This window comes from Aquabacterium sp. TM01 (assembly GCF_057808345.1).
The window spans coordinates 1086884-1112127 of the sequence record NZ_AP046529.1; the positions used below are offsets into that span (position 1 = coordinate 1086884).

20 protein-coding genes and 2 pseudogenes are annotated in these 25244 nt (G+C 66.3%); 12 read left to right on the forward strand and 10 right to left on the reverse strand.

The annotated features are described in order from the left end of the window. Nucleotides 1-131 precede the first annotated feature (131 nt). Together msbA and AC3WW4_RS05055 are read right to left on the reverse strand one after the other, a co-directional pair. Nucleotides 132-1862, reverse strand: a complete 1731-nt coding sequence (gene msbA, locus AC3WW4_RS05050; protein WP_488827296.1) for a lipid A export permease/ATP-binding protein MsbA — start codon at nucleotides 1860-1862, stop codon at nucleotides 132-134. A 7-nt stretch (nucleotides 1863-1869) separates the two neighbouring features. Beyond that, nucleotides 1870-2634, reverse strand: coding sequence for a glycosyltransferase family 9 protein (locus AC3WW4_RS05055; RefSeq protein WP_488827297.1), 765 nt, complete (start codon nucleotides 2632-2634; stop codon nucleotides 1870-1872). Nucleotides 2635-2658: 24 nt separating this feature from the next. On the opposite strand from AC3WW4_RS05055, the gene AC3WW4_RS05060 reads away from it, so the two are divergent. From AC3WW4_RS05060 to gmhB, 5 genes and pseudogenes are all read left to right on the forward strand, one after another. After that, nucleotides 2659-3057: a hypothetical protein gene (locus AC3WW4_RS05060; RefSeq protein WP_488827298.1), complete on the forward strand. Its 399-nt coding sequence runs from the start codon at nucleotides 2659-2661 to the stop codon at nucleotides 3055-3057. Next, nucleotides 3050-3619: a D-sedoheptulose-7-phosphate isomerase gene (locus AC3WW4_RS05065; RefSeq protein WP_488827299.1), complete on the forward strand. Its 570-nt coding sequence runs from the start codon at nucleotides 3050-3052 to the stop codon at nucleotides 3617-3619. Before AC3WW4_RS05060 ends, AC3WW4_RS05065 begins: the two co-directional genes overlap by 8 nt. Nucleotides 3620-3656: 37 nt before the next feature. Then, nucleotides 3657-4598 (forward strand): D-glycero-beta-D-manno-heptose-7-phosphate kinase, encoded by a 942-nt coding sequence (rfaE1, locus tag AC3WW4_RS05070; protein ID WP_488827300.1) that lies wholly within the window; start codon nucleotides 3657-3659, stop codon nucleotides 4596-4598. 5 nt (nucleotides 4599-4603) lie between these two features. Next, nucleotides 4604-5065 (forward strand): annotated as a pseudogene (gene rfaE2, locus AC3WW4_RS05075) (D-glycero-beta-D-manno-heptose 1-phosphate adenylyltransferase); the annotation flags it as partial. A 27-nt stretch (nucleotides 5066-5092) separates the two neighbouring features. Further along, nucleotides 5093-5629 (forward strand): annotated as a pseudogene (gmhB, locus tag AC3WW4_RS05080) (D-glycero-beta-D-manno-heptose 1,7-bisphosphate 7-phosphatase); the annotation flags it as partial. Nucleotides 5630-5657: 28 nt separating this feature from the next. Here gmhB and AC3WW4_RS05085 read toward each other — a convergent pair. The 7 genes from AC3WW4_RS05085 to AC3WW4_RS05115 form a co-directional block, all read right to left on the reverse strand. Continuing rightward, nucleotides 5658-6749, reverse strand: coding sequence for a glycosyltransferase family 4 protein (locus AC3WW4_RS05085; RefSeq protein WP_488827301.1), 1092 nt, complete (start codon nucleotides 6747-6749; stop codon nucleotides 5658-5660). Continuing rightward, the gene (gene waaC, locus AC3WW4_RS05090; RefSeq protein ID WP_488827302.1) at nucleotides 6746-7837 is read right to left on the reverse strand and encodes a lipopolysaccharide heptosyltransferase I; all 1092 of its coding nucleotides are present in this window, start codon (nucleotides 7835-7837) and stop codon (nucleotides 6746-6748) included. Before waaC ends, AC3WW4_RS05085 begins: the two co-directional genes overlap by 4 nt. Further along, the gene (locus tag AC3WW4_RS05095) at nucleotides 7834-8892 is read right to left on the reverse strand and encodes a glycosyltransferase (protein ID WP_488827303.1); all 1059 of its coding nucleotides are present in this window, start codon (nucleotides 8890-8892) and stop codon (nucleotides 7834-7836) included. The genes waaC and AC3WW4_RS05095 overlap by 4 nt, the downstream gene beginning before the upstream one ends. A gap of 5 nt (nucleotides 8893-8897) precedes the next feature. Beyond that, nucleotides 8898-9650 (reverse strand): polysaccharide deacetylase family protein, encoded by a 753-nt coding sequence (locus AC3WW4_RS05100; RefSeq protein ID WP_488827304.1) that lies wholly within the window; start codon nucleotides 9648-9650, stop codon nucleotides 8898-8900. Nucleotides 9651-9713: 63 nt separating this feature from the next. Next, complete coding sequence (locus AC3WW4_RS05105) at nucleotides 9714-12566, reverse strand: Hsp70 family protein (RefSeq protein WP_488827305.1); 2853 nt, start codon at nucleotides 12564-12566, stop codon at nucleotides 9714-9716. Further along, nucleotides 12563-14434: an Hsp70 family protein gene (locus tag AC3WW4_RS05110; protein ID WP_488827306.1), complete on the reverse strand. Its 1872-nt coding sequence runs from the start codon at nucleotides 14432-14434 to the stop codon at nucleotides 12563-12565. The genes AC3WW4_RS05105 and AC3WW4_RS05110 overlap by 4 nt, the downstream gene beginning before the upstream one ends. Next, entirely contained in the window at nucleotides 14431-15066 is a 636-nt protein-coding gene (locus AC3WW4_RS05115; RefSeq protein WP_488827308.1) for a DUF2760 domain-containing protein, read from the reverse strand. Before AC3WW4_RS05115 ends, AC3WW4_RS05110 begins: the two co-directional genes overlap by 4 nt. A gap of 201 nt (nucleotides 15067-15267) precedes the next feature. Here AC3WW4_RS05115 and AC3WW4_RS05120 point away from each other — a divergent pair, with 201 nt between their 5' ends. Together AC3WW4_RS05120 and AC3WW4_RS05125 are read left to right on the forward strand one after the other, a co-directional pair. After that, entirely contained in the window at nucleotides 15268-16464 is a 1197-nt protein-coding gene (locus AC3WW4_RS05120; RefSeq protein WP_488827309.1) for an MFS transporter, read from the forward strand. 105 nt (nucleotides 16465-16569) lie between these two features. Continuing rightward, nucleotides 16570-17100, forward strand: coding sequence for a DUF2242 domain-containing protein (locus tag AC3WW4_RS05125; protein ID WP_488827310.1), 531 nt, complete (start codon nucleotides 16570-16572; stop codon nucleotides 17098-17100). A gap of 36 nt (nucleotides 17101-17136) precedes the next feature. Here the strand turns inward: AC3WW4_RS05125 and AC3WW4_RS05130 are convergent, their stop codons facing one another. Then, nucleotides 17137-17541: a YkgJ family cysteine cluster protein gene (locus tag AC3WW4_RS05130; protein ID WP_488827311.1), complete on the reverse strand. Its 405-nt coding sequence runs from the start codon at nucleotides 17539-17541 to the stop codon at nucleotides 17137-17139. A 435-nt stretch (nucleotides 17542-17976) separates the two neighbouring features. On the opposite strand from AC3WW4_RS05130, the gene fdnG reads away from it, so the two are divergent. From fdnG to selA, 5 genes are read left to right on the forward strand one after another with little or no spacing between them, the layout of a single operon-like run. Then, entirely contained in the window at nucleotides 17977-21051 is a 3075-nt protein-coding gene (fdnG, locus tag AC3WW4_RS05135; RefSeq protein WP_488829691.1) for a formate dehydrogenase-N subunit alpha, read from the forward strand. A gap of 51 nt (nucleotides 21052-21102) precedes the next feature. Continuing rightward, complete coding sequence (gene fdxH, locus AC3WW4_RS05140) at nucleotides 21103-22044, forward strand: formate dehydrogenase subunit beta (protein WP_488827312.1); 942 nt, start codon at nucleotides 21103-21105, stop codon at nucleotides 22042-22044. Between the two features lie 12 nt (nucleotides 22045-22056). Next, nucleotides 22057-22716 (forward strand): formate dehydrogenase subunit gamma, encoded by a 660-nt coding sequence (locus tag AC3WW4_RS05145; RefSeq protein WP_488827313.1) that lies wholly within the window; start codon nucleotides 22057-22059, stop codon nucleotides 22714-22716. A 3-nt stretch (nucleotides 22717-22719) separates the two neighbouring features. Continuing rightward, the gene (gene fdhE, locus AC3WW4_RS05150; protein WP_488827314.1) at nucleotides 22720-23757 is read left to right on the forward strand and encodes a formate dehydrogenase accessory protein FdhE; all 1038 of its coding nucleotides are present in this window, start codon (nucleotides 22720-22722) and stop codon (nucleotides 23755-23757) included. Then, on the forward strand, nucleotides 23757-25241 hold the full coding sequence (gene selA / locus AC3WW4_RS05155) for an L-seryl-tRNA(Sec) selenium transferase (RefSeq protein WP_488827315.1): 1485 nt from the start codon (nucleotides 23757-23759) through the stop codon (nucleotides 25239-25241). The genes fdhE and selA overlap by 1 nt, the downstream gene beginning before the upstream one ends. Nucleotides 25242-25244: the final 3 nt, after the last annotated feature.

Here is a 25244-nt window from a genome sequence, read left to right on the forward strand (position 1 = left end):
TGGCGTAGATGGCGAGTTCGGATCCTTGCGTGTTAATGCCGCACCGCGTGATTCCTGACATGGCTTCGGCTTTAACGCAGACGGGTTGTGGGTCAGCGCATGACGTCCGAACACTGGTGGTGTGGGGGACGTTAGGCGGCAGACTGAATGCGAACCATCCCAGCATACTGGCCGTTGACGGCCATCAGTTCGGCGTGGGTGCCTTGCTCAATAATTCGGCCCTCTGACATCACGCAGATGACGTCCGCGTTGCGAATGGTGCTGAGTCGGTGGGCGATGAGGATCAGGGTTTTTTCATGCCGCAGATCTTCAATGGAGCGCTGTACGACGGCTTCGGATTCGGAGTCGAGCGCGGACGTGGCTTCGTCAAAAATCCAGATGGCAGCGTTGCGGTAAAGGGCTCGTGCAATGGCCAGACGCTGGCGTTGCCCGCCGGACAGCATGCTGCCGTTGGTGCCGATGCCAGTGTCCATGCCTTCAGCCATGGTGGAGACGTGGTTCCAGAGGTTGGCTGCACGCAGGCATTGTTCGACTTTGTCTCGGTCAATGCCGTGGGGGCTGGCGTAGGCGACGTTTTGCGCCACGCTGCCATCAAACAGGATGATGTCTTGCGAGACGACGGCGAAGTGCTTGCGCAAGCTGGCCAGCTTCAGGTCCTCAGTGGGGGTATGGTCGAGCAGGATCTGGCCGCCTGAGGTGTGGGCAAAGCGCAGCAGTGTGTTGACAACAGTGGTCTTGCCGGCCCCCGATGAGCCCACCAATGCGACGGTCTGGCCAGGTTGGATGTGCAGGTTGAAGTGGTTCAGCGCAGGCGTGGGGGCCCCTTCGTACTGCACCGTGACGTCCTGGAATTCGATTTCGCCTTTGCATTCGGGCATGTCCTGGGTGCCGTGGTCGGGTTCAGGCGGTGCATTGATGAGTTCGAAGGCGCCGCGCGCGGTGATGAGGGCACCCGTGACAGGTTGGTAGACGTCGGTGAGGTGGCGCATTGGTGAGATGGTCATCAGCAGCGCGGTGATGAATGAGACGAATTCCCCCACCGTGGTTGAGCCCTGGCTGGCTTGGTAGATGGCCAGGGTGATGATGACGGAGACACCAATGGCCGCTACAACCTGCGTCATGGGGGTGATGAGGGAGCTGGTGGCCATGGTCTTGAGAACCATGCGCCGCAGGGTGTGGGCCTCCTTGTCGAAGCGGTTCAGCTCGAACTCCGCGGCGTCGAAGGTGCGCACGACGCGCCAGGCGCGTGCGTTGTCATCGACCGTGTTGACGAGGCGTTGCTGTGATTCATACGAGGCCTGCCCGACCTTGTTCAGCCGCTTTTGCACCAGCTTGATGGAGATGGCCAGCAACGGCATGCTGATGAAGGCCAGCAGCGTGAGTTGCCAGTTGAGGTAGAGCAGGTAGCCGATCAGGAAGGTCAGCGACATGGCGTCCTTGATGACGGAGATCATCGAGTTACCGATGACCTGGGACGACACCTGGGGATCGTTGATGATTTTGGTGACGGCCAAACCTGGGCTGATCGTGCTGAACAGCTTGGCATCCGCAGTCAGGAGCGCACGCATCAGGTCACGCCTGAGGCTCAGGACGACACTGGACACCGCCGAGGTCATCACATAGTTGCCGGCGAAGTTCAAAAATCCGCGGACGGCAAACAGTCCGATGACGACGATGGGGACTATCCAGAGCGGGTAGTCCAGTCCTTCTTTGAACCCGGAGTCGATGAGCTTCTTGAACAGTGCGGGAATGATGGGCTCCACCGCGGCGCCCATGGTGAAGAACAGGAATGCGCCCGCGAACATCTTCCAATGCGGCTTCCCGTAGGCAACGATTTTCTGGCCGGTCTCTTTGAGTTCCATGTCGTACTCAGGGTTGGGGTGCGGTTTTGTGCGCAACGTTGCGCAGCAGTGTCATGACTTGATCGACGGTGATGTCGGAAAGTCGTGCTGCGCATACGTTGTGCATGTACAGAGGGTCGTGATCGAGGGGCGGACGCGCGCCGATGAGCGCAAAGGTGGGCGTGCTGACGGCGGCTGCCACGTTGGTCATGCCGGTGTCGTTCCCAACGCAGGCGTCGGCCAAGCGCAAAGCGGCGGCACTGCCGAGTGGGGGAGCATCCGTGACGATGACCAATCCGGATCGAGTGGGGCCGGGCAAGAGGGCCGCAATGTCTTGCGCCAACTGGGCTTCTGCAGGCCCTCCCAATAGCAGCACGCTGCCCGTTTGGCTTTCGATGATGCGCCGAGCAAGCTCTGCAAAGTTGGCGGCGCCCCATTGTTTGTGGGTTTCACTGGTGCCAATGGCAAACGCGTACAGCGGGCGTGGCAGCCCTGCCAAGCGGGTTTGCATCTGTGCCACCAGTTCCGCAGGCGGCTCGATGCGAGGTACGACGGGGGCTGGGCAGAACCCGTGGGCAACCATGAAGGCGCTGGCTTCATGAAACGCGGCAACCGAGGGACCTTGGTGCGCCGCAATGTAGGGCCCTTGGTTCAGGAACAGACGCTGCAGGCGGCGGTAGCCGAAGCCCATTCGCGTTGGAATACCGCTGAGCCAGGCAATCAATCCTCGGCTGCTGCGGCCCGAGAACAAGATGATGCGGTCAAAGCTACTTTCTTGAAGTTGACGCGCCATGCGTCGCATGCCGGCGAGCCCTGCATGCTGACCCTTGCGCTTCTCACCTCGGCGTGGACGGTGATCATGATCGATGATCTTTTCAACCCATGCTTCTTTGCCGATGAAGGCCCGAGTCAGCGTCGAGGGCTGGGCCACGATGGTGACTTGGCCATTGTGGCTGCGCTCGGCAATCATCTTGAAGTAATGAATGTGCCAGACAAGATCACCAATACCGGTGAACTGCAGCAGGAGCACTGTGCGCGGCCGGGTGTCTGGATGGGGAGGCATGAGGGCGTCAACGTTTGGAAAACCAGCATTTTGCCTCGCTTAGGCTGCGGGGCGCGTTGGAGCTGGATGGCAACCCGGCGCTTTCCAGAGCAAGGTGTGGTGTTTGGCGTGACAATATCGGATCGAGTTGCTTGTCGCGTTCTCCATGTCTGACCTTTTTCAACGTAACCTGGCCGATCATCTGGTCGTGATGAGTTCATTGCATGAACTGTCCGACGCCGTGCGCGCCGCCGGGGAGGCCGCTGCCAGTGCCTTGAAGGCTGGTGGCAAGCTGATGTTCTGCGGGAATGGGGGGTCGGCGGCCGACAGCCAGCATCTGGCCGCCGAATTGACTGGCCGTTTCATCAAGGATCGTCGGCCTCTGGCCGCTGTGGCGCTGTCGACCGACTCCTCTGCGCTGACGTGTATCGGTAACGACTACGCCTTTGACGAAGTTTTTGCGCGTCAGGTGGCGGCCTTGGGCCGTTCAGGCGATGTGCTTGTCGCCATCTCTACCTCAGGCAATTCACGGAATGTGATCCGGGCCGTTGAAGAGGCCCGCGTCCTTGGCGTGTCGGTGATTGGTTTTCTAGGTCGTGACGGCGGCGCTTTGAAGGCCTTGTGCGATGTATCCATTGTGGTCCCCAGTCAAAGCACCGCACGCGTTCAGGAGTCGCATATTTTGATCGGCCACACGCTTTGCGGGCTGATTGAAGAGCACTTGGGTTTGGCCTGATGCGCTGACTTGTTTCATTCTGAAAGAAATTCAAACAATGAGTATCGGAGTCATTCCTGAGCGGAGCGTGGTCGCTGCGCGTCGCATCCTGGTTGTGGGCGACGTGATGCTGGACCGGTACTGGTTTGGGATCGTCGATCGCATTTCGCCCGAGGCGCCGGTGCCGGTGGTCAGGGTGTCCAGCGAGCAGGAGCGCGTGGGTGGGGCCGCCAACGTGGCGCTCAACGTCAAGACCTTGGGGGCGCAGGTGACGCTGCTCAGCGTGGTGGGACAAGATGAACCGGCAACGCGGTTGAGCGCCTTGCTTGAGGGCGTGGGTGTGCGCGCGGTGCTGGGTCAGGATCCACGCATGCAGACCATTGTCAAACTGCGGGTGATCGGTCGCTCTCAACAAATGCTGCGCGTGGACTTTGAGCGTGAGCCGGACCATGAGGTCTTGGCGCAGATGCTGGGCGACTTTGAGCGAGAGGTGCAACAGCACGACCTGGTGCTGTTTTCAGATTATGGCAAAGGCGGCTTGGCGCACATTCCCCGCATGATCGAGATGGCCCGTGCGGCCGGCAAGATGGTCTTGGTCGACCCGAAGGGCAGTGACTACGATCGCTATGCCGGGGCGACCATCATCACGCCCAACCGTGCAGAGTTGCAGCAGGTGGTTGGGGCGTGGCAGGACGAAGCGGATCTGCAGCGCAAGGCCGAGGCGCTGCGCACCCGTCTGGGCTTGAAGGCACTGTTGCTGACGCGCTCTGAGGAGGGCATGTCACTGTTTGAGGAGGGCAGGGTGTCGAATGTCCAGGCACAGGCCCGTGAGGTGGCGGATGTGACGGGAGCTGGTGACACCGTGATTGCCACGCTGGCCTTGATGTTGGCGTGCGGGTTGAGCCTGGAAAACGCCATGGGACAAGCGAACCGCGCAGGCGGTCTGGTGGTGGCCAAGTTCGGCACGGCGACCGTGAGCTACGAGGAGCTGTTCGCGTGAGCGGTCTGTGGGACAAAGTGTGTGCGCCGGATGAGGCTGCGCAGCGCGTGGCGGCTTTGCCAAAGCCGGTGGTGTTCACCAACGGCGTGTTTGATGTGCTGCACCGCGGGCATGTGAACTACCTGCACGAGGCGCGCGCCCTGGGCGGCTCGCTGGTGGTGGCGGTGAATTCCGATGCCTCGGCGCGCATGCTGGGCAAAGGGCCGGATCGGCCGCTGAACAAGGCCGAAGATCGCGCAGCGGTGCTGGCGGGCCTGGCGTCGGTGTCGCTGGTGACTTTCTTCAATGAACGCACGCCGGTCGAGCTGATCAAGGAAGTGCGGCCTGACCTGTACGTCAAGGGCGGCGATTACGACATGGAAGCCCTGGAAGAGACCCGCGTGGTCCGCAGTTGGGGCGGGGATGCCGTGGCCATTTCCTTTGTCGATGGCTATTCGACGACCTCGCTGGTCAAGCGCATCCGTGCGGGGAAATCGGCTGGCCGCAAGGCCGCCTTCCTGGACCGCGATGGCGTGATCAATTTGGACCGCGCTTATGTGCACCGCTGGGATGAATTCGAGTTTGTGCCCGGCGCGGTGGACGCGATGCGTCGCCTGCGCGAGGCGGGCTACACCCTGGTCGTGGTGACCAACCAGTCGGGTCTGGCGCGCGGTATGTACACCGAGGCGCAATACCAGGCGCTCACGGCACAGATGCGTCAGGCGCTGGCTGAGGCCGGGGCCGAGGTGGCCGGGGTCTATCACTGTCCGCATCACCCCAAGGGCAAGGTGCCTGAGCTGGCGGTGGACTGCGATTGCCGCAAGCCCGAGCCCGGCATGATCTTGCAAGCTGCCCAGGAGTTGGGCTTGTCGCTGGCCGATTCGATCATGGTGGGCGACAAGCCGTCGGACATCCAGGCGGCGCGGGCCGCCGGCGTGGGCAAGGCCTACATCGTGCAGTCTGACAACGACGAGTCTACGGACGACTTGGCGGGGGCCGACGCGGCTTACGCGGATCTGCGCAGCTGCGTGGATGCGCTGCTGCCGGCTTGAAGCTGGTGCAGCGGCAGAGGCGGCGGACTTAGCGAGGGCGGCAGGCCTGCTCGTACACGGCCAGGTTGCCCTGCACCATGGCCGTGATCGAGAAGTGTTCTTCCACCCATTGACGCCCTGCCGTGCCATAGCGCTGACGCAGATCGGCTGAGGCCAGCAGGGTGTTCAAGGCGCTGGACAGCGCGGCCGCGTCGCCAGGTTCGATCAGCTCGCCATTCAGGCCGGGTTGGACGATCTCCGGGATGCCGCCGGCACGGCCGCCAACCAGCGGCACGCCGCAGGCCGCCGCTTGCAGCAGCGAGACGCCCAGACCTTCCATGAAAGCCGGGTGGGCGAGGATGTCCAGGCAGGGCAGGATCTGGTCGAGGTCGCGACGGAAGCCCGGCAGTTGTACCCGTGCCGCCAGCTCCGGCGAGGCCTGTATACGGGCCTGGATCTCATCCCGGATAGGCCCCTGGCCAAACAGGATGACCTTGGTGCGCGGATGCTGCGCGAACACGGCGGGCAGGGCGTCCAGCAAGGTCTGATGGCCCTTGCGATTGATGAACTGGGCCACCATGCCGATGACCAGCTCGTCCGGCGCGATCTGGAAGGTGTCGCGGAACCAGTCGAGATGCTGGCGATTGGGCTGGTACTGTTGGGTGTCAACCGCGCTGAGCACGCAGTGCAATTTTGGGGCGGGCACACCTTCGGAGAGCAGGACCTGACGAATGCCGTCCGAGATGGTGACCACCTCGTCGTACAGGCGGTACTTCAGGTTCACGACCCAGCGTGCTTCAGGGTTGTCGACGCGGCGGCTCAGCACCACGGGTACGCCTTCCAGACGGCCAGCCAAGGCGCCCCAGATGTCACTGCCACGACGGCTGTGCAGGTGGACGACGTCTGGGCGTACCTCGCGGATCAGGCGGCGCAGTCGGCCGAGCAGGCCCACGTCCAGGTCCCCCTTCATGGGCAGGGTGACCACCCGCACGTGCGGCGCGGCTTCCCGTGCGATGGCGCTGCCATCCGGGCAGGCGAGGACACAGTCGACGCCGCGCTCTTTCAGGCCGCGCAGCAGGAACACGACCTGGAGTGCGCCCCCATAGAGGTGCATGCCGGCTTCGACGTGCAGGACCTTCATCGTGTGAGTTCCAGTTGACCGAGCGCGGCATCAAGGACCCGCTCGGTGGTGAGTTGCTTCATGCAGGTGAAAGCGCCGTTGCAGGTGGGGCGCCGACGGCAGGGCGAGCAGGGCAGTGCGTCGTAGAGGATGCGGGTGAGCTGAGTGGGGCCTTCCCGGTAGGGGCGGGTCGAGCCGAACAGCACCACGGTCGGGATGCGCAGGGCTGAACCCATATGGGTCAGGCCAGTGTCGACGCCGATCAGCAATTGGGCGTCGGCGATCAGGGCCACGCTTTCGTCCAGTTTCAGCTTGCCAGCGAGGTTCAGGCAATGAGGTTGACCGGCACAGATGCGGGAGGCTGCCTCTTGGTCTGTGGGGCCGCCGAGCACGACTGGTTGCAGCCCGCGCGAGAGCAATGCCCGAGCCAGATCCGACCAGTTGGATTCGACCCAGTGCTTTTGGGGGCGGGTGGTGAAGGGCGCCAGCACCACCAGCGGGCGCGAGGCGGCGGTGTCACCCCAGGCCGATTGCAGGGATTTCTGCAGCGCCTCACGTGCACGTTGGCGAGGCTCGGCGCCCACGGCCAGATCGTGCACGAACGAGCCCTGGGGGGCGCCGAGGTAGTGCGCCAGGTAGCGGTACTCCGAGCCCATGACTGGATCGGCCCCGGGGGGCGGGGTGACGACCTCGTGGACCAGGCGGTGGCTGCCTTCGCGGGCGATGATGCTCACGCGACGTGGGGCTCCGGTCAACCAGGCGATCAGGCCGCTCTTGAGCAGGCCTTGACCGTCCAGCACCAGGTCGAACTGCTCGGCGCGCAGGCGGGTCCGGAAGGCGCGGACGGCGCGCCACAGCGCCATGTAGTGTTTGGCCTTGAGCAGGGCTTCCCAGTCGCCACGCGGCCAGATGATGACCTGCTTGAGGTGGGGGTTGTGGCGCAGCAGCGGGGCACAGCCCGCCTCGCAGACCCAGGACACCTCGGCCTCCGGGTAGAGCGTGTGGAGCGCCGGGAGCAGGCCGGAAGCCATGACGATGTCGCCCAGGGCGGACAGGCGCACGATCAGGATGCGGCGGGGCGCTGACAAAGCGGTGCGTGGAGCGCTCATGGGTGCGTGGCTGCCAGGCAGCGCTGGTAGACGGCCAGGGTTTGTTCGACCATGCTGGTGTCGGTGAGGTGTTCGAGGTAGAAGGCACGGCCCGCACGAGCCAGTTGGCTGGCGGTCTCGGCGGCCTGGGTCAGGCGTGTGATGGCGTCGGCCAGTGCGGCGGGGTCCTCGGGTGGCACCAGCCAGCCGGTTTGGTCGGCCACGACGATCTCGGGAACACCACCCACCGCGGTAGCGATGACGGGCAGGCTGGCCGCGAAGGCCTCGATCACGGACAGGCCCAGCGCCTCGCGGCGCGACGACAAGGCATAGGCGTCGAAGGCCGGAAGGATCCGTTGCACGTCGTTGCGGTAACCCAGGTAGTGGATGCGCTCGCGGTTCTGGGGCAGCGCTTGAACCTCCTGGCCGAATGCCGTGGCGGGGTCGCCGATGAGGTAGAGGTGCACGCGGGGATCCGACAGGTGGGAGCAGGCCTGCACCAGCAGGTCTTGGCCTTTGTCGCGGATGAAGCGGCCCACGTTGACGACCGCGAACTGCTCCTCGGGGATGCCGAGTTCGGCGCGCAGCGCGGCGTGCTCTCCCTGCGGTCCCTCGGGCATGCCGTTGTAGATGACGGAGGTGCGTTCGGCGGCATGTCCGTGTTTGAGCAGGTTGTTCTGCACTGCACGCGACACCGCAATGACATGGGCACAGCGGTCCATGTGTTTGTGCGCGGTGGTGGCGTGTGCTGTGCACACCGCTACGGGGGCTTTGTGCTGGTGACCCGCCAAGCCGGCGTACTGTGCGCCGCGCACCAAATGGCCGTGGACGATGTCAGCCCGCCAGCGTCTGACCAGGCGGCGCAAGGTGAAATGCGAGGCCAGGTCAAACAGGCCGGACATGCGCAGGTGCTGGCAGGGGATGCCTTGCTCCTGGCAGGCACGTCCGAGCCAGGAATCCAAGGGGCCGGCGTACATCACGTCGTGACCCGCGGCGCGTTGGCCCCTCATCAGCACCAAGGCGTGGTTTTCGGCACCACCATAGCCGTGGCTGTGCAAGACGTGAACGATGCGCATGCGTGTCAAGCCCTGTCGGGTTGAGGGCCTTGCCCTTTGCGTTCGTGCTTCATGTGCAGCTTCCACGCAAACCCGACCAGGTTGTCGCCGTAAGAGATGGCCTTGCGGGTCAGCTCAAAGGGGTTGTCGGAGAGGTTGCCGGCCCCGCGGATGCAGGTGGTGGCGGTGCGGTAGCCGGCTTCCTGCACCAGGTCGCGGGCGCGCAGGGAGTAGTCGCCGTAGGGGTAGCAGAAGTCGGGGACTTCCTCGCCCAGCAGGTCTTCCAGGGTCTTCTTGGAGTCGAAGATCTCGGCGCGTTGGCGGGTCTCGTCCAGGTGCGACAAGCGGGGGTGTGTGGCCGCGTGCGAACCGAAGTCGCAGCCTTCACGGCGCAGTTGTTTCACCGCGGTGGCGTCCATGAGCTTGGGCTTGACGGGCCAGTCGGGCAACCAGGCGGTGTCTTTGCCCAAGAGCGAGCTGACGAGGTAGACCGTGGCGGGCAGGCCTTCCTTTTGCAAGGCTGGCCACGCGTGCTCGCGGAAGTCGTCGTAGCCGTCATCGACGGTGATGACCACGGACTTGCGCTGGTAGGGCTTGCCTTCGAACAGGCGCTGGCGCGCTTCGGTCAGGTTGATGACGTCGAAGCCTGCCCATTTCAGGTACTTCAGCTGCGCGCGGAAGCGATCGATGTGGCAGAACAGGGCCCGATGCGCCTCAGGGCGCGGATACGGGCCGATCTGGTGGTACATCAGGATCGATATGGGCGGCTGAGGGGGCATGGCGCAGGCAGGTCCTTCGGGCGTGATCTTGGATTATCCCCCGCCGCGTCTGTGGGCGTAGGCTCAGGCTGTAATCAACCTCAAGCCGGCTGGCAGCGCTTCCCCGAAGCTCCGCTTCTGATCGGCCTCGTCCAGCTCCACCACCGCGCGCACCATTGAGCTCCAGCTTGTCGGGGCGCGGATGGCCTCCAGGCGCTGGATCACCGTTTCGCGCAACTCGGCGGGCAGATCGCGGGCGCGATCGCCGCTCATGCGCGCCAGGGTGGTGGCGGCAAAGGCAGCGTGGTCCACGGTACGCCAGTCCAGGCCCAGCAGGGCGTTCAGCCAGACGCTGGCGGTGTCGGATGGGACGACGTTCTCCGCGTTGCCGTAGAGGGAGATGCGCGCGCCCAGTCGCCCCACCGCCCACCAGGTGTGGGGCTTGTCGCCGGTTTTCTGCAGACGTTGCACCAGCCAGTTGCCGACTTCCACGCGGTAGGCGGCGGGCACGCGCTCCAACGAGGCCACCAGGCGCACCATGTCGTCGTAGCTGTTCTGCAGGGGGTCTTTGTCGCGCCGGGCGTGCTGGATGGACATCAGGTGTTCGCCCACCACTTCCAGCAGTTGCAGTTGTTGCGCGGAGTCGAGTCCGCCGGCGGCGCGGCGCCACAGCGTCCACCATTCGGACCAGTTGTTGCTGTCTTGTGTGTACTGGATACCTTGTTCAAACAGGGGCCAGACTTGCTCGATGCGCCAGGCATCCAGCGGGGCGCCCAAGCCGGGGCGCAGGCAGTAGCCGGTCAGGTTGAGCCACACGCGTTCGTGTTCGGCGCTGCGTCGGCGGCGGCGCATGCGGGCCCACAGGGCATCGAACAGGGCGCGCAGCAGGGGCAGGTCCCAGGTGTCACGGGCGCCCAGGCATTGCTCCAGCCGGGTGCGCAGTTGACGCACGGTTTTCGCGTCCACGGCCTGGGCCAGGGGGCCGAACACCTGGTCGATGAGCTGCACGGCCTGGGGCAGGCGTGGATGCGTAGGGGCATCGGTGGGCACTGTGTGGGCGGAGTCGGGCGATGGGGTGCCGCGTAACTCGAACGCCAGTCGCCAGCGCTGGTGCGGGTCATCGAGGCGGGTGCAGTGCACTTCCAGGGTGCCCACCTCGGTCATGGTCGCGCTCAGGCGCACCTGAACGTCGAGGGCACGTTGTCCGCCAGGTCGGGGCAGCACGGTGGTGATGGGCGGCAGGCGCACGAAGCGCTCGTCGTCCAGGTCGATCAGCTCACCGGCTTGCCAGGCCGTATCGGCCACCGAGGAGACCAGGTGGAAGCGCACGGCCTGGCCCAGGCGCAGGGCAAAGGTGCGGTCGGGCAGGACCACTTCGGTGTCTTCGGGCGTGCCGCGCGGCAACACGCAGATGCCTTGGCGTTGGCCCGGGGTGTCATCGAGCACCAGCAGGTAGCTGCGTGCCGAGCCGCCACCGATGCCTCGGCCCAGCTCGGGCACGCGTTCGGACCGCACCAGGGCGTAGGCCACGGCGCCGCGCGCCACGGCCACATCGGGGGCATCGTTGTGCAGCACCTGCACCGCGTGTCCGGCCCAGTCGCCCAAGGTGTTGGCCAGACGCTGGGCCAGCACCGGGGCGCGGAAGACACCGCCGTTGAGCAGCAAGGTGTCGGGCACGGGCACGGGCACGGGCACGGGCACGGGCACGGGCACGGGCACCGTGCCTGGCACAGCGGCGTTCGGAGCCGACCCCAGCGCTTGCCGCGAGGCCTGGGCGTGGCGGTTGAGAAAAGCTGCCAGGTGGCGCGTGACGGCCGGGTCGGCCGGATAAGGCAGGCCGAATTCGACGATGCCGGCACGGCGTTGGCGCGGGTGCGTCGTGGCGGCTTCGCGGGGCATGAAGCCGTCGACGATCAGTGGCAGCACCTCATCGCGTTGCAGCGTCACCGAACTGGCGCCGCCGATCAACTGAGCGCCACCCCCCAGCAAGGTGACGGTGACCTCCTGCGGTGCTGGGTCGGACAGCAGTTGCTCTTTGGCGATGCGGCAGCGCTGCACCAGTTGGGCCAAGCGCGCGGCCGACAGCGGCGTGCGCTGCGCCATCCGGCGTTCGACCAGGTGGGCGAGGGCCAGGTCCATGTTGTCGCCGCCCAGCATGAGGTGGTCGCCCACACCGATGCGGGTGAGCTGGGGCAGGCCCTGTGCATTGTGGGCGACCTGAATCAGCGTCAGGTCGGTGGTGCCGCCTCCCACGTCGCACACCAGCACCAGACGCGCCTTACCAAGCGCCTCGTTCAGATGGGTGCGGTGGCGGAACAGCCAGTCGTGGAAGGCCGCTTGCGGCTCTTCCAGCAGGCGAAGGTGATTCAGGTTCAGGCCAGCCTGTTCGGCGGCGGCCAGGGTGAGGCTGCGCGCGCCTTCGTCGAACGATGCCGGCACGGTCAGCACGATGTCTTGCTCGGCCAGCGTCGCGTCGGGGAAGGCGGCGTCCCAGGCCGCGCGCACGTGCGCCAGGTAGCTGGCGCTGGCTGTCACGGGCGACACCTTGGGCACGTCCTCGGGGGCGCCCCAGGGCAGGATGGCCGCCGTGCGGTCCACACCAGGGTGCGACAACCAGCTCTTGGCGCTGCTGACCAGGCGTCCGGGGACCTGGGCGCCCAGCGCGCGCGCGTATTCGCCCAAGACAGCGGGGACCTCGGTGGCCGGCGAGGGGGGGGCAGTGTGCCCCCCCCCGGCGCCCAACTCGCCAGGCGCGGGGTGGTAGCGTACCGAGGGCAGCAGTTCGCTCGCCGCCACCTCGCCCGGCCCCACGGCCTGCCGGATCGGGAACAGCCGGATCGCGTCGTCACTCGCCGACGCCAGCGCCGCGTGGTCGGCGTACGCCACCACGGTGTGACTGGTGCCGAGGTCGATCCCGACGGTGTAGCGTGCGCTCACAGGCCGGTGCTGGGCTGGTCAGAAAGGCTGTCCGCGCGGGCGTCGAAGGTGACCTTCCAGCGCTCGCTGCTGCCCACCGGCAGGGCTTCGAGTTCCAGTACACCGGCTTCCGTCACCCGGGCATGCAACTGCACGCGCACGATCTCACCGGCGGTGCGGCCTTGTGCGGGCAGGTTGGCTTCGATCTCGGTCAGTTCCTGCAACTCATCGGGCCCCCAGAAGTCGAGCAGGGTGCCGACGCTGTCCTGGCGCCGCACCGACGAGCCGAAGAAGCGGAAGCGCACGGGCTCGCCCACGATCAGGCCAAATTCGGCGGCCGCCACACCGGCTTCGCTGCCTTCTTCCATGCCGAACGGCGCCAGGCACAGGGCCTGGATGGGCGGCTCCATGCCGGGGATGGCGGGCATGTTCGATTCCACCGCCACGTAGTAGGCCTGCGCCGTGCCACCGCGGATGCGCACGCCGCGTCCGCGACGCACATAGCCGTAATAGGCCGCGCCACGGGCCACGGCCAGGTCCAGATCGGCGCCCCCCAGCAAGCGGGCTGTGGGAGCCCCTTCGGCACTCAGCCAGCCGTTGAGGATGCTCAGCACGCGCTCGGCCAGCAAGCCGGACTTGAGTACGCCGCCGTTGAACAGCACGGCGGTGGGGTGCAAGAAGCTGGCGCTGGCCGACGGTTGGCCTTCGAAGCCATTCAGCTCGGCCAGGGCGTCGCGCTGGCGGCTCAGGAAGGCGCCCAGATGGCGGGTGATGGCCGCATCTTGCGCATAGGGCAGACCCAGCTGCGTCAGGCCCCCGCGGGCGCGGCTCAGGGGCGCATCCGACACCGCCGCCTGCGGGAAGAAGCCTTCCAGCAGGATCTGGGTCAGTTCGTCACGCGTCACCTCGGTGCGGATGGCACCGCCGATCAGCTTCGAGCCGCGGCTCGGCACCACCACCGGCACGGCGGCCACGCTGGCGTCGTTCAGCAGCATCTCTTTGGCCTGGCGGCAGGCATGGGCCAGTGCGCGGGTCTGCCACGCGTCCAGCTGGGTGCCTTGGCCGGCCAGCTTGCGTGCCACGCCGTAGGCCAGCGCCAGGTCCATGTTGTCGCCGCCCAGCAGGATGTGGTCGCCCACCGCCACGCGTTGCAGCTCCAGGTTGCCCTCTCGCTCCAGCACGGCCATCAGCGACAGGTCGGTCGTGCCGCCCCCCACGTCGATCACCAGGATCAGGTCGCCGCGCTGTACTTCTTTGCGCCATTGCCCTTGGCTGCGCTGGATCCAGCTGTAGAGCGCGGCCTGTGGCTCTTCCAGCAGGGTCAGGTGGGCGTAGCCTGCGTGCTGTGCGGCCTCGGCCGTGAGCTCGCGCGCGCCCGGGTCGAACGAGGCCGGGATGGTGACGGTGATGTCTTGCTCGTGGAACGGCGCCTCCGGGTGAGCCTGGTTCCAGGCGTCGCGCAGGTGTGTGAGGTAGCGCACCGAGGCAGCCAGCGGCGACACGCGCTCAACCTCGGCCGGCGCATCGGCCGGCAGGATGGGCGCGCGGCGGTCGACGCCGGGGTGGCACAGCCAGCTCTTGGCGCTGGACACCAGCCGGATCGGCGTGGCCGCACCGCGCGAGCGGGCCATCTCGCCCACCGCCACCGATTCGGTCGTGGACCAGGGCAGGTTCAGGTCGCCAGGGGCGAATTCACTGCCATGCGGCAGGTACAGGAAGGACGGCAGCAGCTCGCGTCCTTCCACCGCACCCGGCGCGGTCAACTGCGGGATGGGCAAGACGCCTTGCAGCACCTTTTCGCCATCGCTGGCCTGCGTGTCCACCCACGACAGCGCGCAGTGCGTGGTGCCCAGGTCGATGCCAATCGTGTAGCGCGACGGGGTGCTCACAGTTCCACCTCGGCCTGCGCCACGATGTGCGCGTCATGCCCCTCGGCCAGTTGCGGCAGGCGCACCTCGGTGGCGCGCCAACCCCGGTGCGTGAGCGTGCCCGTGAACGGGGCCTGGCCAATCACATTGCCGGTCAGGCGCACGGCGCCGGCGTCAAAGCCGGCAGGCAGGGTGAGGCGGCTGCCTTCGTTTTCGGCGCGAACAGGGGTCAGGCTGACGTGCTCGCGCAGCACCTTGCGGCAACCTTCGTGCACCACGCGGGCCGCGGCGCCGATCTCGGCATCGCTGTAAGCGGCGATGTCTTCCTGCACGAAATCAACGAGTCGGGCCTCGCGCTGCAGCAGCGACAGCAGTTGCAAGGCTGCGGTGGTGTCGGCGGCCTTCGGTGTGGCGGCGGCCACAGGCGCGGGTGTTCCGGGGACGGGTGTCACAGGCGTGGGTTCGGCAGCCGGGGCGACGGTGGGCGCAGCTGTGGGCGTCGATGACGGCGGCAGGGCTGCGGGCGCCTCGGGCATGCCGCCCGAACGCAAACGTGCCACGTCGGCGGCAAAGTCAGGGCGCGAGAGGATGCCGAAGAAGCTGCCAAACGCCAAGGAAATGCGGCGTGACAGAGAAGGAGGGGCTTTGCTCATGATGGGATGCGGAACAGGTGTCTGGGGCGCGAGGCGTCAAGGGCGTTGCGCACCTGGATGCGTCCGGGGTGGCGCGCGCGGAGGCGACATGTTACCTAAGCCCGGTTCTGTCGGGATGATCCCCTCTGACGCCGTGCACAGATGGCCGGTTGGTAACCGGGCCGGCTACCATCACCACTGAATTCTCTTTGTGGCGCTCACATGGCTTCTGCACCGTCTCCCTTGCGCCAGATCCCGGCGGGCGTCTGGATGCTGGGTTTTGTCAGCCTGTTGATGGACATCTCCTCCGAGATGATCCACAGCCTCCTGCCTCTGTTCATGGTGGGCGTGCTGGGCACCAGTGCCCTGACGGTGGGCCTCATCGAAGGCTTGGCCGAGGCCACCGCCCTGATCGTCAAGGTCTTTTCAGGCGCGCTCAGCGACTATCTGGGGCGGCGCAAAGCCCTGGCTGTTGTCGGCTACGCCCTGGGCGCGCTGACCAAGCCCCTCTTTGCCATCGCCCCCACCGCGGGCATCGTCCTCACCGCCCGCCTGCTTGACCGCGTGGGCAAGGGCGTGCGGGGCGCCCCGCGCGATGCCCTGGTGGCCGACATCGCCCCACCGGAGATGCGCGGCGCGGCGTTCGGCCTGCGTCAGTCCCTCGACACCGTGGGCGCGTTTGTCGGTCCCTTGCTGGCCGTGGGGCTGATGCTGTGGTGGGCCAATGACTTCCGGGCGGTGTTCTGGGTGGCCGTCATTCCGGGCGTGCTGGCTGTGTTGCTCTTGTGCTTCGGCGTGCAAGAACCCGCGCGCCATGAAGGCGAGCGCCACGTCAACCCCATCCGGCGCGAGAACCTGCGGCGCTTGAGCCCCGCCTACTGGTGGGTGGTCGCCACCGGTGCCGTGTTCACCCTGGCCCGCTTCAGCGAGGCCTTTCTGGTGCTGCGCGCCCAGCAGGGGGGTATCCCGATCGCCTGGGTGCCCCTGGTCATGGTGGCCATGAACGTGGTCTATGCCCTGAGTGCCTACCCCTTCGGTCGTCTGTCGGACCGCGTGAGTCACACCACGCTGCTGGCCGGCGGGCTGGTGGTGCTCCTGTTGGCCGATCTGGTCCTGGCTTACGACGACCACTGGGTGAGCGTGCTGCTGGGCGTCGCGCTGTGGGGTGTCCACATGGGGATGACGCAGGGCCTGCTCGCTACGATGGTGGCAGACACCGCGCCTGCGGACCTGCGCGGCACCGCCTACGGCTTCTTCAACCTGGTCAGCGGCCTGGCCATGTTGGTGGCCAGCGTGCTGGCCGGCTGGTTGTGGGACCAGTGGGGCGCCTCGTCCACCTTTGTGGCCGGTGCCGCGTTCTGCTGTGTGACGCTGCTCGGACTGGGCTGGCGCGCCTGGCGCACTGTCCCGAGCCACTGAGGGCGTGCCTGACACACGGCCATGCCCCTCATGGTGCGAAGATGCACCGCAACCCTGACAATCTTGCCCATGATCCGCTTTTCTCTTTCCCCTCAGATTTGGCGCTTGGCGCGCATTCGTGCGGGGTGGGGCGCCGTGACGTGCGCGCTGTGGCTCTCTGGCTGTGGCAGCGTGTCCAAGCCAGCGTCGGCGCGCCATGAGGCGTTTGGCGCGTCCGAGACCTATTCCCGCCTGATCGACGCCACCCCGGCCCAGACCTGCGAGGCCGGCCGCCGTGCGCTGCTCAGCCAGGGCTACATCGTCAACAGCAGCAGCCCCGAGTTGGTGGAGGGCACCAAGCACTTCCAGCCCGATGTGGAGTCGCATTTGAAGATGCTGATCCGTGTGGTGTGTGTGCCCGAAGACGCCCAGGGCCAAGTCAGCCTGGCCTTCGTCACCGGGGTGCAAGAGAGCTATAGCCTCAAGAAAGCCAACACCTCGGCCAGCCTGGGCCTGAGCGCCATCGGCTCGCTCTCCATTCCCTTGATGTCGAGCAGCGACTCCATGGTCAAGGTGGGGGTCGAAACCATCTCGGAAGAGTCTTTCTACGATGGCTTCTTCGGCCTGCTCCAGCAGTATCTGAACGAAAAACCCTGACGATCGGCCCGGGTTGCACAGGGCAGAGTGCCCTTGTCAGCGGCGTTGCGCTCGCGCACCGTAGGGGCAGTAGTTGGGGCGTGGTCCCACCTGGGGGTGCTTGCGGCAGGTGTTGGGGCGCTGCTCGTACACCGTGCAGCGCCGCGTGACGGCATCCAGATACTGGCAATCGCCACTAGCGCGGCGCGACAGCGTGAAGATGCTGTGCTTGAAATTGAAGTGCTCGATCGCGCCCGCCTTGCTCAGGCGCTTGGCAATCTGCTTGGGCTCTTCGTGTTCGGCTTCAAACGGGTCCACCAGGCCCAGCCGGACCAGATCGGGCAATTTCACCTCGACCGGCATCGTGCAGCAGTTGGCCACGCAGGTGTCGCACAGGCCGTTGCGGTAACGGGACCAGGTGTCCGGGCGATCGACGTCGACGAGGTGGATCGAAGTCTTCATGGCGTGGCGATGAGGCGGGTGGGTGAGGAGGAGGGGCAATCAGGCGAGCGCCCCGACACGGTAGGCAGGTGCCGTGCCACACGCCGCGAGCTGAAACGAAAAGCCCATCACGATGGATGGGCTTTTGAAGCATTCAGTGGCCCGGGACAGAACCGATCCACGGGCGACAGTATAAAAGTTTGGAGCCGGCTTGTCCAAGCGCGCGGTGGGCCCAGGGCGGCTGTTCCGCGTCGCTCGACTTCGTGATATCCGCTCACACAGCCTTGACTGTCTAGCCGGGTGGGCTTACAACACAACATCAGCGATCCGATTCTCAAGGGTGTTCTCTCGCCACGTGAGGGTGAAGATCCCCCCGACACTGGTTTTCACGGTGCGCGCCTCATCTCTCAGCCCCAGGCTGAAGGTGAGCGCATGCCAACGCAACAGGAGTCGAACATGGTGAACATGAACCGACGACAGTTCCTGCGCGTCAGCGGCGCAGGCTTGGCGGCGTCCAGCCTGGTCGCGCTGGGCTTCTCGCCCACGGCAGCGCTGGCCGAAACCCGCCACTACAAGCTGGCGCGCGCCACGGAAACCCGCAATAACTGTACCTATTGCTCGGTGGGCTGCGGGCTGCTGATGTACAGCCTGGGCGACGGAGCCAAGAATGCCCTGGGCGACGTCATCCACATTGAGGGCGATCCCGACCATCCGGTGAGCCGGGGCAGCCTGTGCCCCAAGGGGGCTGGCCTGCTCGACTTCGTGCACGCCCCCACGCGCCTGAAGCATCCCGAGGTGCGAGAAGCCGGCAGCAAGGAATGGAAGCGGATCAGCTGGGATGAGGCGATGAGCCGTATCTCCAAACTGATCAAGGCCGATCGCGACGCCAACTTCCAGACACAGAACGCCAGTGGCCAGACGGTGAACCGCTGGCTGACCACCGGCATGCTGGCCGCGTCGGCCTCGTCCAACGAGGCGGGCTACATCACCCACAAGGTGATGCGAAGTACGGGCTTGCTGGTCTTCGACAACCAGGCACGTGTTTGACACGGCCCGACGGTAGCCGGTCTGGCTCCGACGTTTGGCCGAGGCGCGATGACCAACCACTGGGAGGACATCAAGAACGCCGATGTGGTGCTGGTGATGGGAGGCAACGCCGCCGAGGCGCACCCGGTGGGTTTCAAGTGGGCCATCGAGGCACGCAACCACAACAAGGCGAAGCTGATCGTCGTTGACCCGCGCTTCACGCGCTCGGCTGCGATGAGCGACTTCTATGCGCCGGTGCGCGCAGGCTCCGATCTGGCGTTCCTGGGCGGGGTGATCAACTACCTGCTCTCGAACAACAAGATCCAGACGGAATACGTGCGCCACTACACCAACGCCCCGTTCATCGTGGGGGAGGCGTACCAGTTCAACGAAGGCATCTTCAGCGGCTACGACGACGCCAAGCGCAGCTACGACCCCTCGAGTTGGGCCTACGAGAAGGACGAGGCCGGTTTCGCCAAGGTGGACATGACCATGGCGCACCCGCGCTGTGTGCTCCAGGTCATGAAGAAGCACTACGCGGGCTACACCCCCGAGATGGTCAGCAAGGTCTGTGGCACCAAGCCGGCGGACTTCCTCAAGGTCTGCGAGTACATCGCCAGCACGGCGACGCCGGGCAAGACCATGACCATCCTGTACGCGCTGGGCTGGACCCAGCACAGCACGGGCTCCGAGATGCTGCGCTGCGGTGCCCTCATGCAGCTGCTGCTGGGCAACATCGGCGTGGCCGGGGGCGGCATGAACGCGCTGCGTGGGCATAGCAACATCCAGGGCCTGACCGACCTGGGCTTGCTGTCCAACAGCCTGCCGGGCTACCTGAGCCTGGCGCGCGATGCCGAGCAGGACCTGACCGGCTACCTGGAGGCCCGCTCCACGAAGCCCTTGCGCCCAGGGCAGATGAGTTACTGGCAGAACTACCCCAAGTTCTTCGTCAGCCTGCAAAAGGCCTGGTGGGGCAATGCGGCCACGGCCGACAACCAGTGGGCCTTCCACTACCTGCCCAAGTACGACGTGCTCTACGACGTGCTGCGCGCGTTCGAGATGATGAACCAGGGCAAGCTCAACGGCTACATCTGCCAGGGCTTCAACCCGGTGGCGTCCTTCCCGAACAAGAAGAAGATCGTCGCGGGCCTGTCGAAGCTGAAATTCTTCGTCACCATCGACCCCTTGAATACCGAAACCTCGGAGTTCTGGCGCAACCACGGCGAGTTCCACGACGTCAAGAGCGAAGAGATCCAGACCACGGTGTTCCGCCTGCCCTCGACCTGCTTTGCAGAGGACGAAGGCTCGATCACCAACTCCGGTCGCTGGCTGCAGTGGCACTGGAAGGCCGCACCACCTCCTGGCGAGGCCCGCACCGACATCGACATCATGGCGGAGCTGTTCGTGCGACTGCGCGCGCTGTACCGCAAGGAGGGTGGCGCCTTCCCCGACCCGATCTTGAATCTGACTTGGCCGTACAAGGTGCCGCACCGGCCCGGCCCGGACGAGTTGGCCCGGGAGTACAACGGCAAGGCCTTGTCCGACGTGACCGACCCGGTCGACCCGACCAAGGTGCTGGTGAAGGCCGGTGAGCAGGTCTCGGGCTTCGGTCAGTTGCGCGACGATGGCAGCACAGCCAGCGGCTGCTGGATCTACGCAGGTGCCTGGACGCAGGCCGGCAACCAGATGGCCCGGCGCGACAACAGCGACCCCTGGGCCATCGGCCAGACGCTGAACTGGGCTTGGGCCTGGCCGGCCAACCGCCGCATCCTGTACAACGCCGCCTCGGTGGACCCGACCACCGGCAAGCCCTGGCGCGCCGACAAGCCGCTGGTGGCGTGGAACGGCAAGGCCTGGGCCGGCTCCGATGTGCCGGACATCGCGGTCACGGCCGACCCCACCGCGCCCGATGCCGTGCGGCCCTTCATCATGACCGCCGAGGGCGTGGCGCGCCTGTTCGCCCCCACGGGCATGGCTGAAGGCCCGCTGCCGACGCACTACGAACCGTTCGAGACCCCGCTCGACGTCAACCCCATGTACAAGGACCCGCGCGCCAAGTCCAACCCCGCAGCGCGCGTGTTCAAGGGGGACATGGAAGCGTTCGGCAAACCCAAGGACTTCCCGTACACGGCCACCAGCTACCGCCTCACCGAGCACTTCCACTACTGGACCAAGCACGCGCTGTCCAACGCCATCCTTCAGCCCGAGCAGTTCGTCGAGATCAGCGAAGCGCTGGCCAAGGAGAAGGGCATCGGCCATGGTGACCGGGTCAAGGTGTCGTCCAACCGCGGCTTCATCAAGGCTGTGGCGGTGGTCACCAAACGCATCCCGGTGCTGGACTGCGGGGGCCAGACGGTGCACACCGTGGGCCTGCCCAACCACTGGGGCTTCATCGGTCAGACCAAACCGGGTTATCTGGTGAACACCTTGACCCCCTTCGTGGGCGATGCCAACACGCAGACGCCCGAGTACAAGTCGTTCACGGTGAACATCGAGAAGGCCTGACGGTGAGCCCGTCCGCCATCTCGTGTCCCCCAACCCTTTGGGAGCGCTGACATGTCTTCCCTGCAATCCCTCGACATCGCCCAGCGGTCGGCCACCACCACGGCCTCGCCCGATGCACGCGAGCGCATCCCTGAGGTGGCCAAGCTCATCGACGTCTCCAGCTGCATCGGCTGCAAGGCCTGCCAGGTGGCCTGCATGCAGTGGAACGACCTGCGCGAGGAGGTCGGCACCAACCATGGCACCTACGACAACCCGGTGGACCTCACACCCCAGGCGTGGACGGTGATGAAGTTCTCCGAGGTCGAGGTCACCCCCGGCCGGCTGGAGTGGCTGATCCGCAAGGACGGCTGCATGCACTGCGAGGACCCGGGCTGCCTGAAAGCCTGCCCCTCGCCCGGTGCCATCGTTCAGTACGCCAACGGCATCGTCGACTTCATCAGCGAGAACTGCATCGGCTGCGGCTACTGCGTCAAGGGTTGCCCGTTTGACGTGCCGCGCATCAGCGCCAAGGACAACAAGGCCTACAAATGCTCGCTGTGCGCCGACCGCGTGGCCGTCGGGCAGGAGCCGGCGTGCGCCAAGGCCTGTCCCACCGGCGCCATCCGCTTCGGCAGCAAGGACGACATGCTGGACTACGGCGCCGAGCGGGTGAGTGAGCTGAAGACCCGGGGCTATGAGCAGGCCGCTGTCTACAACCCCGAGGGGGTGGAGGGCACCCACGTCATGTACGTGCTGCAACATGGTGACCAGCCCGAGCTGTATGCCGGCCTGCCCAAGCACCCGGTCATCAGCCCGATGGTGGCGCTGTGGAAGGGTTTGGCCAAGCCGGTGGCGCTGGCCACCATGATCGGTGCCGCACTGGTGGGCTTTTTCCATCACATGAAGCAAGGCCCGCTGGAAGTGCCAGAGAAGGATGAGGACCTCGTGCCCGACGGCGAGCCCAATGTGGTGGGCGCCAAGGGCGAGGGCCGCACCCATGTCCGCGATGCGTGAGGAGAAGCTGCCATGCAAAAGCTCTACATCCAGCGCTACACCGACAACCAGCGCATCAACCACTGGCTGGTGGTGGTGGTCTTCGGTCTGGCCGGCTTCTCGGGGCTGGCGCTGTTCCACCCCCACCTGTTCTTTCTCACGCAGTTCTTTGGTGGCCCGCAGTGGACGCGCATCGTGCACCCGTACTTGGGCATCGGCGTGTTCCTGCTGTTCCTGCTGATGTTCGTGGGCTTCTGGCGCGCCAACATCTGGCGCCGCGAAGACGGGCGGTGGGTCAAGGCCGCGCCGAAGCTGGTGTTCGCAGGCGATGACTCGCAACTGCCACCCGTTCACAAGTACAACGCCGGGCAGAAGCTGGTGTTCTGGAGCATGACGCTGTGCCTGATCGTGCTGCTCGTCACCGGCGTCCTGTTCTGGCAAGCCTGGTTTGCCAGCAGTGTGCCGATTCCGTTGCAGCGCGTGGCCGTGGTGCTGCACGCGCTGGCGGCGTTCATCATGTCGCTGACGGCTGTGGTGCACATCTATGCTGCCATCTGGGTCAAGGGCACGTTGCGTGCCATGACGCAGGGCACCGTCACGGCGGGCTGGGCCAAGCACCACCACCCGCTGTGGTACCGTGACAAGATGAAGGGGCGCACCCACCCCCATCATCCATCACCGGGGCAGTCCTGACTCATGACTCTGACCGCCAGCGCACGTTTGCGCACGCCCGAAGAAATCGCCCTCAACGCGGGAGCCGATCTGCCGCGTTTGCTGCTGCCTGGCGCCGATGTGTTTGCCGAGCGTGCCTTGCGCTTGCGCCAGCTGGCGGCGGGCCACGCGATGCGCGACTACCTGTTGCTGATGGCCGGGGTCTGTGAGGCCCAGCACGCGCAGCTGGCGCGCTACCCCGATGTCCCACTGCCCACCGAGACCCAGGCCGATGCCGCCGCCGAAGTCGGCCAGCCCTTGCTGGAGGCCACCGGCTGGCCGCGCGATCCCGCCTGGCGCGCGGCATGGCGCGAGCTGATCGCCCGGGTGCTGGCGCAACTCCCGGCCGACAGTCCCGCTCAGGCGGGCGTGCAGGCACTCACGCAATGGGACGACACCCAGTTGGAGCAGCAAGCCGAGTGGCTGCTGGCAGGCATCACGCCTGGCCTGGATCTGGCCGCCGCCCCGCTGATCGCGGCTGGCCTGCAGCTGTACTTCACGCACCTGGTGCGGGCCACCGCGGGCGCGCAACGCCAGCCCTTCGGTATCACGCAGGACGCCACGCGCTGCCCCTGCTGTGGCAGCCTGCCCACCGCCAGCATCACCCGCGTGGGCGGTGACCGAGAAGGCCATCGCTACCTGCATTGCGCACTGTGCAGCGCCGAGTGGCACATGGTGCGCGTCAAGTGCACGCACTGCCTGGGCACAGGCGGCATCCGCTACCAGGCCCTGCAGGCGCTCGCCGATGCCGAACGCGGAGGGCGGCGCGAAGCCGTGCAGGCCGAAACCTGCAGCGTGTGCCAGCACTACCTGAAGATCGTGCACATGGACCGCGACCTGCACGTCGAACCTGTGGCCGACGACCTGGCCAGCCTGACGCTCGACTTGCTGGTGTCTGACGAAGGCTTCATCCGCCACGGCGTCAACCTGATGCTGCTGTTTGGGTGCAGCGACGAGGACGGTGCCGCCGAAGCGGTGCCGACGCCCCCGCCCGATGCCCCCTCCGAGCGAGGGCGACGCTGATGACCCGGCCCGCTGAATCCGTGGTGCACGGTTCGCAGGCCCCGGCAGACGCCTCTCCGAAGGCGCGCCCCCAAGACCTGCCCGCCACCGACCGCCTGCTGCGCGAACCCAGCGTGGCCGCGCTGGTGGTTGAGCATGGCCACACCCTGGTCACCCATGAAGCACGCGCCTTGCTGGAGGCCTGCCGTGCCCAGGCGCTGGCCGGTACCTTGCTGACCCACGACGCCGCACCTGACACGCTCGTGCACGCCTTGGCCGCCCGGGTGAGCGCGCGCTTGACCCCGCGCATGCAGCCGGTGCTCAACCTCACCGGCACCGTCATCCACACGAACCTGGGCCGGGCCCTGCTGGCCGACAGCGCCCTGCAGCACCTGCTGGCCGTGATGCAGGGGCCCAACAACCTCGAATACGATCTGGCCACCGGTCAGCGCGGTGATCGCGACAGCATCGTGGAAGGCTTGCTGTGCGAGCTGACCGGCGCCGAAGCCGCCACCGTGGTCAACAACAACGCGGCCGCCGTGCTGCTGAGCATCGCGGCGTTGGCGCGGGGCCGGGAGGTGATCGTCTCGCGCGGTGAACTGGTCGAAATTGGCGGGGCCTTTCGCATGCCCGACGTGATGGAGAGCGCGGGCGCCAAGCTGGTGGAGGTCGGCACCACCAACCGCACCCACCCGCACGACTACGAGCGTGCCATCACCGATCGCACCGCGCTGCTGATGAAGGTCCACACCAGCAACTACGCGGTGCAGGGCTTCACCAGCGCGGTGGACGAGGCCACGCTCGCGGGCATCGCCCATGCCCGCGGCCTGCCACTGGCCACCGACCTGGGCTCGGGTGCGCTGGTCGACCTGAGCGCCTGGGGCCTGCCGCGCGAGCCGCTGCCCCAGGACATGCTGCGGGCCGGCTGCGACGTGGTCAGCTTCAGCGGCGACAAGCTGCTCGGCGGCCCGCAAGCTGGTCTGATCGTCGGCACGCGCGAAGCCGTCGGGCGCATCCGCAAGTTCCCGATGAAGCGCGCCCTGCGCATGAGCAAGCTGCCGCTGGCCGCGCTCGAAGCCACACTGATGCTGTACCTGCGCCCCGAGCGCCTGACGCAGGATCTGCCCACCTTGCGCCTGCTCACCCGGCCGCTGGCCGACATCGCAGCCACCGCACAGACCGTGCAACCCGCCTTGCAAGCGGTGCTGGCCCCGCACTACACCGTGGAAGGCGTCGCGCTGCAAGGCCAGATTGGCTCGGGCTCGCTGCCCGTCGAGCGTCTGCCGTCGGCCGGTCTGGCCATTGCGCCGGTGGAGAAGAAGGGCAGTGGCCGCGCGCTGGAAGCATTGGCGGACGCCCTGCGTGCGCTGCCTGTGCCCGTGATCGGCCGTATCCAGGACGACCGGTTGCTGCTGGACATGCGCTGCCTGGCGCAGGCCTCGACGCTGGTTGATCAGCTCGACCAACTGCGTGCGCCGCTGGCGCGCAAACCACGGTCACCGTGACGG

Coding starts and splice junctions, on each gene's coding strand:
- selA (WP_488827315.1), top strand. CDS start 23,757: ATGACCCGGCCCGCTGAATCCGTGGTGCACGGTTCGCAGGCCCCGGCA.
- AC3WW4_RS05055 (WP_488827297.1), bottom strand. CDS start 2,634: ATGGCGCGTCAACTTCAAGAAAGTAGCTTTGACCGCATCATCTTGTTC.
- AC3WW4_RS05100 (WP_488827304.1), bottom strand. CDS start 9,650: ATGCCCCCTCAGCCGCCCATATCGATCCTGATGTACCACCAGATCGGC.
- AC3WW4_RS05115 (WP_488827308.1), bottom strand. CDS start 15,066: ATGAGCAAAGCCCCTCCTTCTCTGTCACGCCGCATTTCCTTGGCGTTT.
- rfaE1 (WP_488827300.1), top strand. CDS start 3,657: ATGAGTATCGGAGTCATTCCTGAGCGGAGCGTGGTCGCTGCGCGTCGC.
- AC3WW4_RS05095 (WP_488827303.1), bottom strand. CDS start 8,892: ATGCGCATCGTTCACGTCTTGCACAGCCACGGCTATGGTGGTGCCGAA.
- waaC (WP_488827302.1), bottom strand. CDS start 7,837: ATGAGCGCTCCACGCACCGCTTTGTCAGCGCCCCGCCGCATCCTGATC.
- fdxH (WP_488827312.1), top strand. CDS start 21,103: ATGTCTTCCCTGCAATCCCTCGACATCGCCCAGCGGTCGGCCACCACC.
- AC3WW4_RS05085 (WP_488827301.1), bottom strand. CDS start 6,749: ATGAAGGTCCTGCACGTCGAAGCCGGCATGCACCTCTATGGGGGCGCA.
- AC3WW4_RS05120 (WP_488827309.1), top strand. CDS start 15,268: ATGGCTTCTGCACCGTCTCCCTTGCGCCAGATCCCGGCGGGCGTCTGG.
- AC3WW4_RS05065 (WP_488827299.1), top strand. CDS start 3,050: ATGTCTGACCTTTTTCAACGTAACCTGGCCGATCATCTGGTCGTGATG.
- AC3WW4_RS05145 (WP_488827313.1), top strand. CDS start 22,057: ATGCAAAAGCTCTACATCCAGCGCTACACCGACAACCAGCGCATCAAC.
- msbA (WP_488827296.1), bottom strand. CDS start 1,862: ATGGAACTCAAAGAGACCGGCCAGAAAATCGTTGCCTACGGGAAGCCG.
- AC3WW4_RS05130 (WP_488827311.1), bottom strand. CDS start 17,541: ATGAAGACTTCGATCCACCTCGTCGACGTCGATCGCCCGGACACCTGG.
- AC3WW4_RS05060 (WP_488827298.1), top strand. CDS start 2,659: ATGCTGACCCTTGCGCTTCTCACCTCGGCGTGGACGGTGATCATGATC.
- fdhE (WP_488827314.1), top strand. CDS start 22,720: ATGACTCTGACCGCCAGCGCACGTTTGCGCACGCCCGAAGAAATCGCC.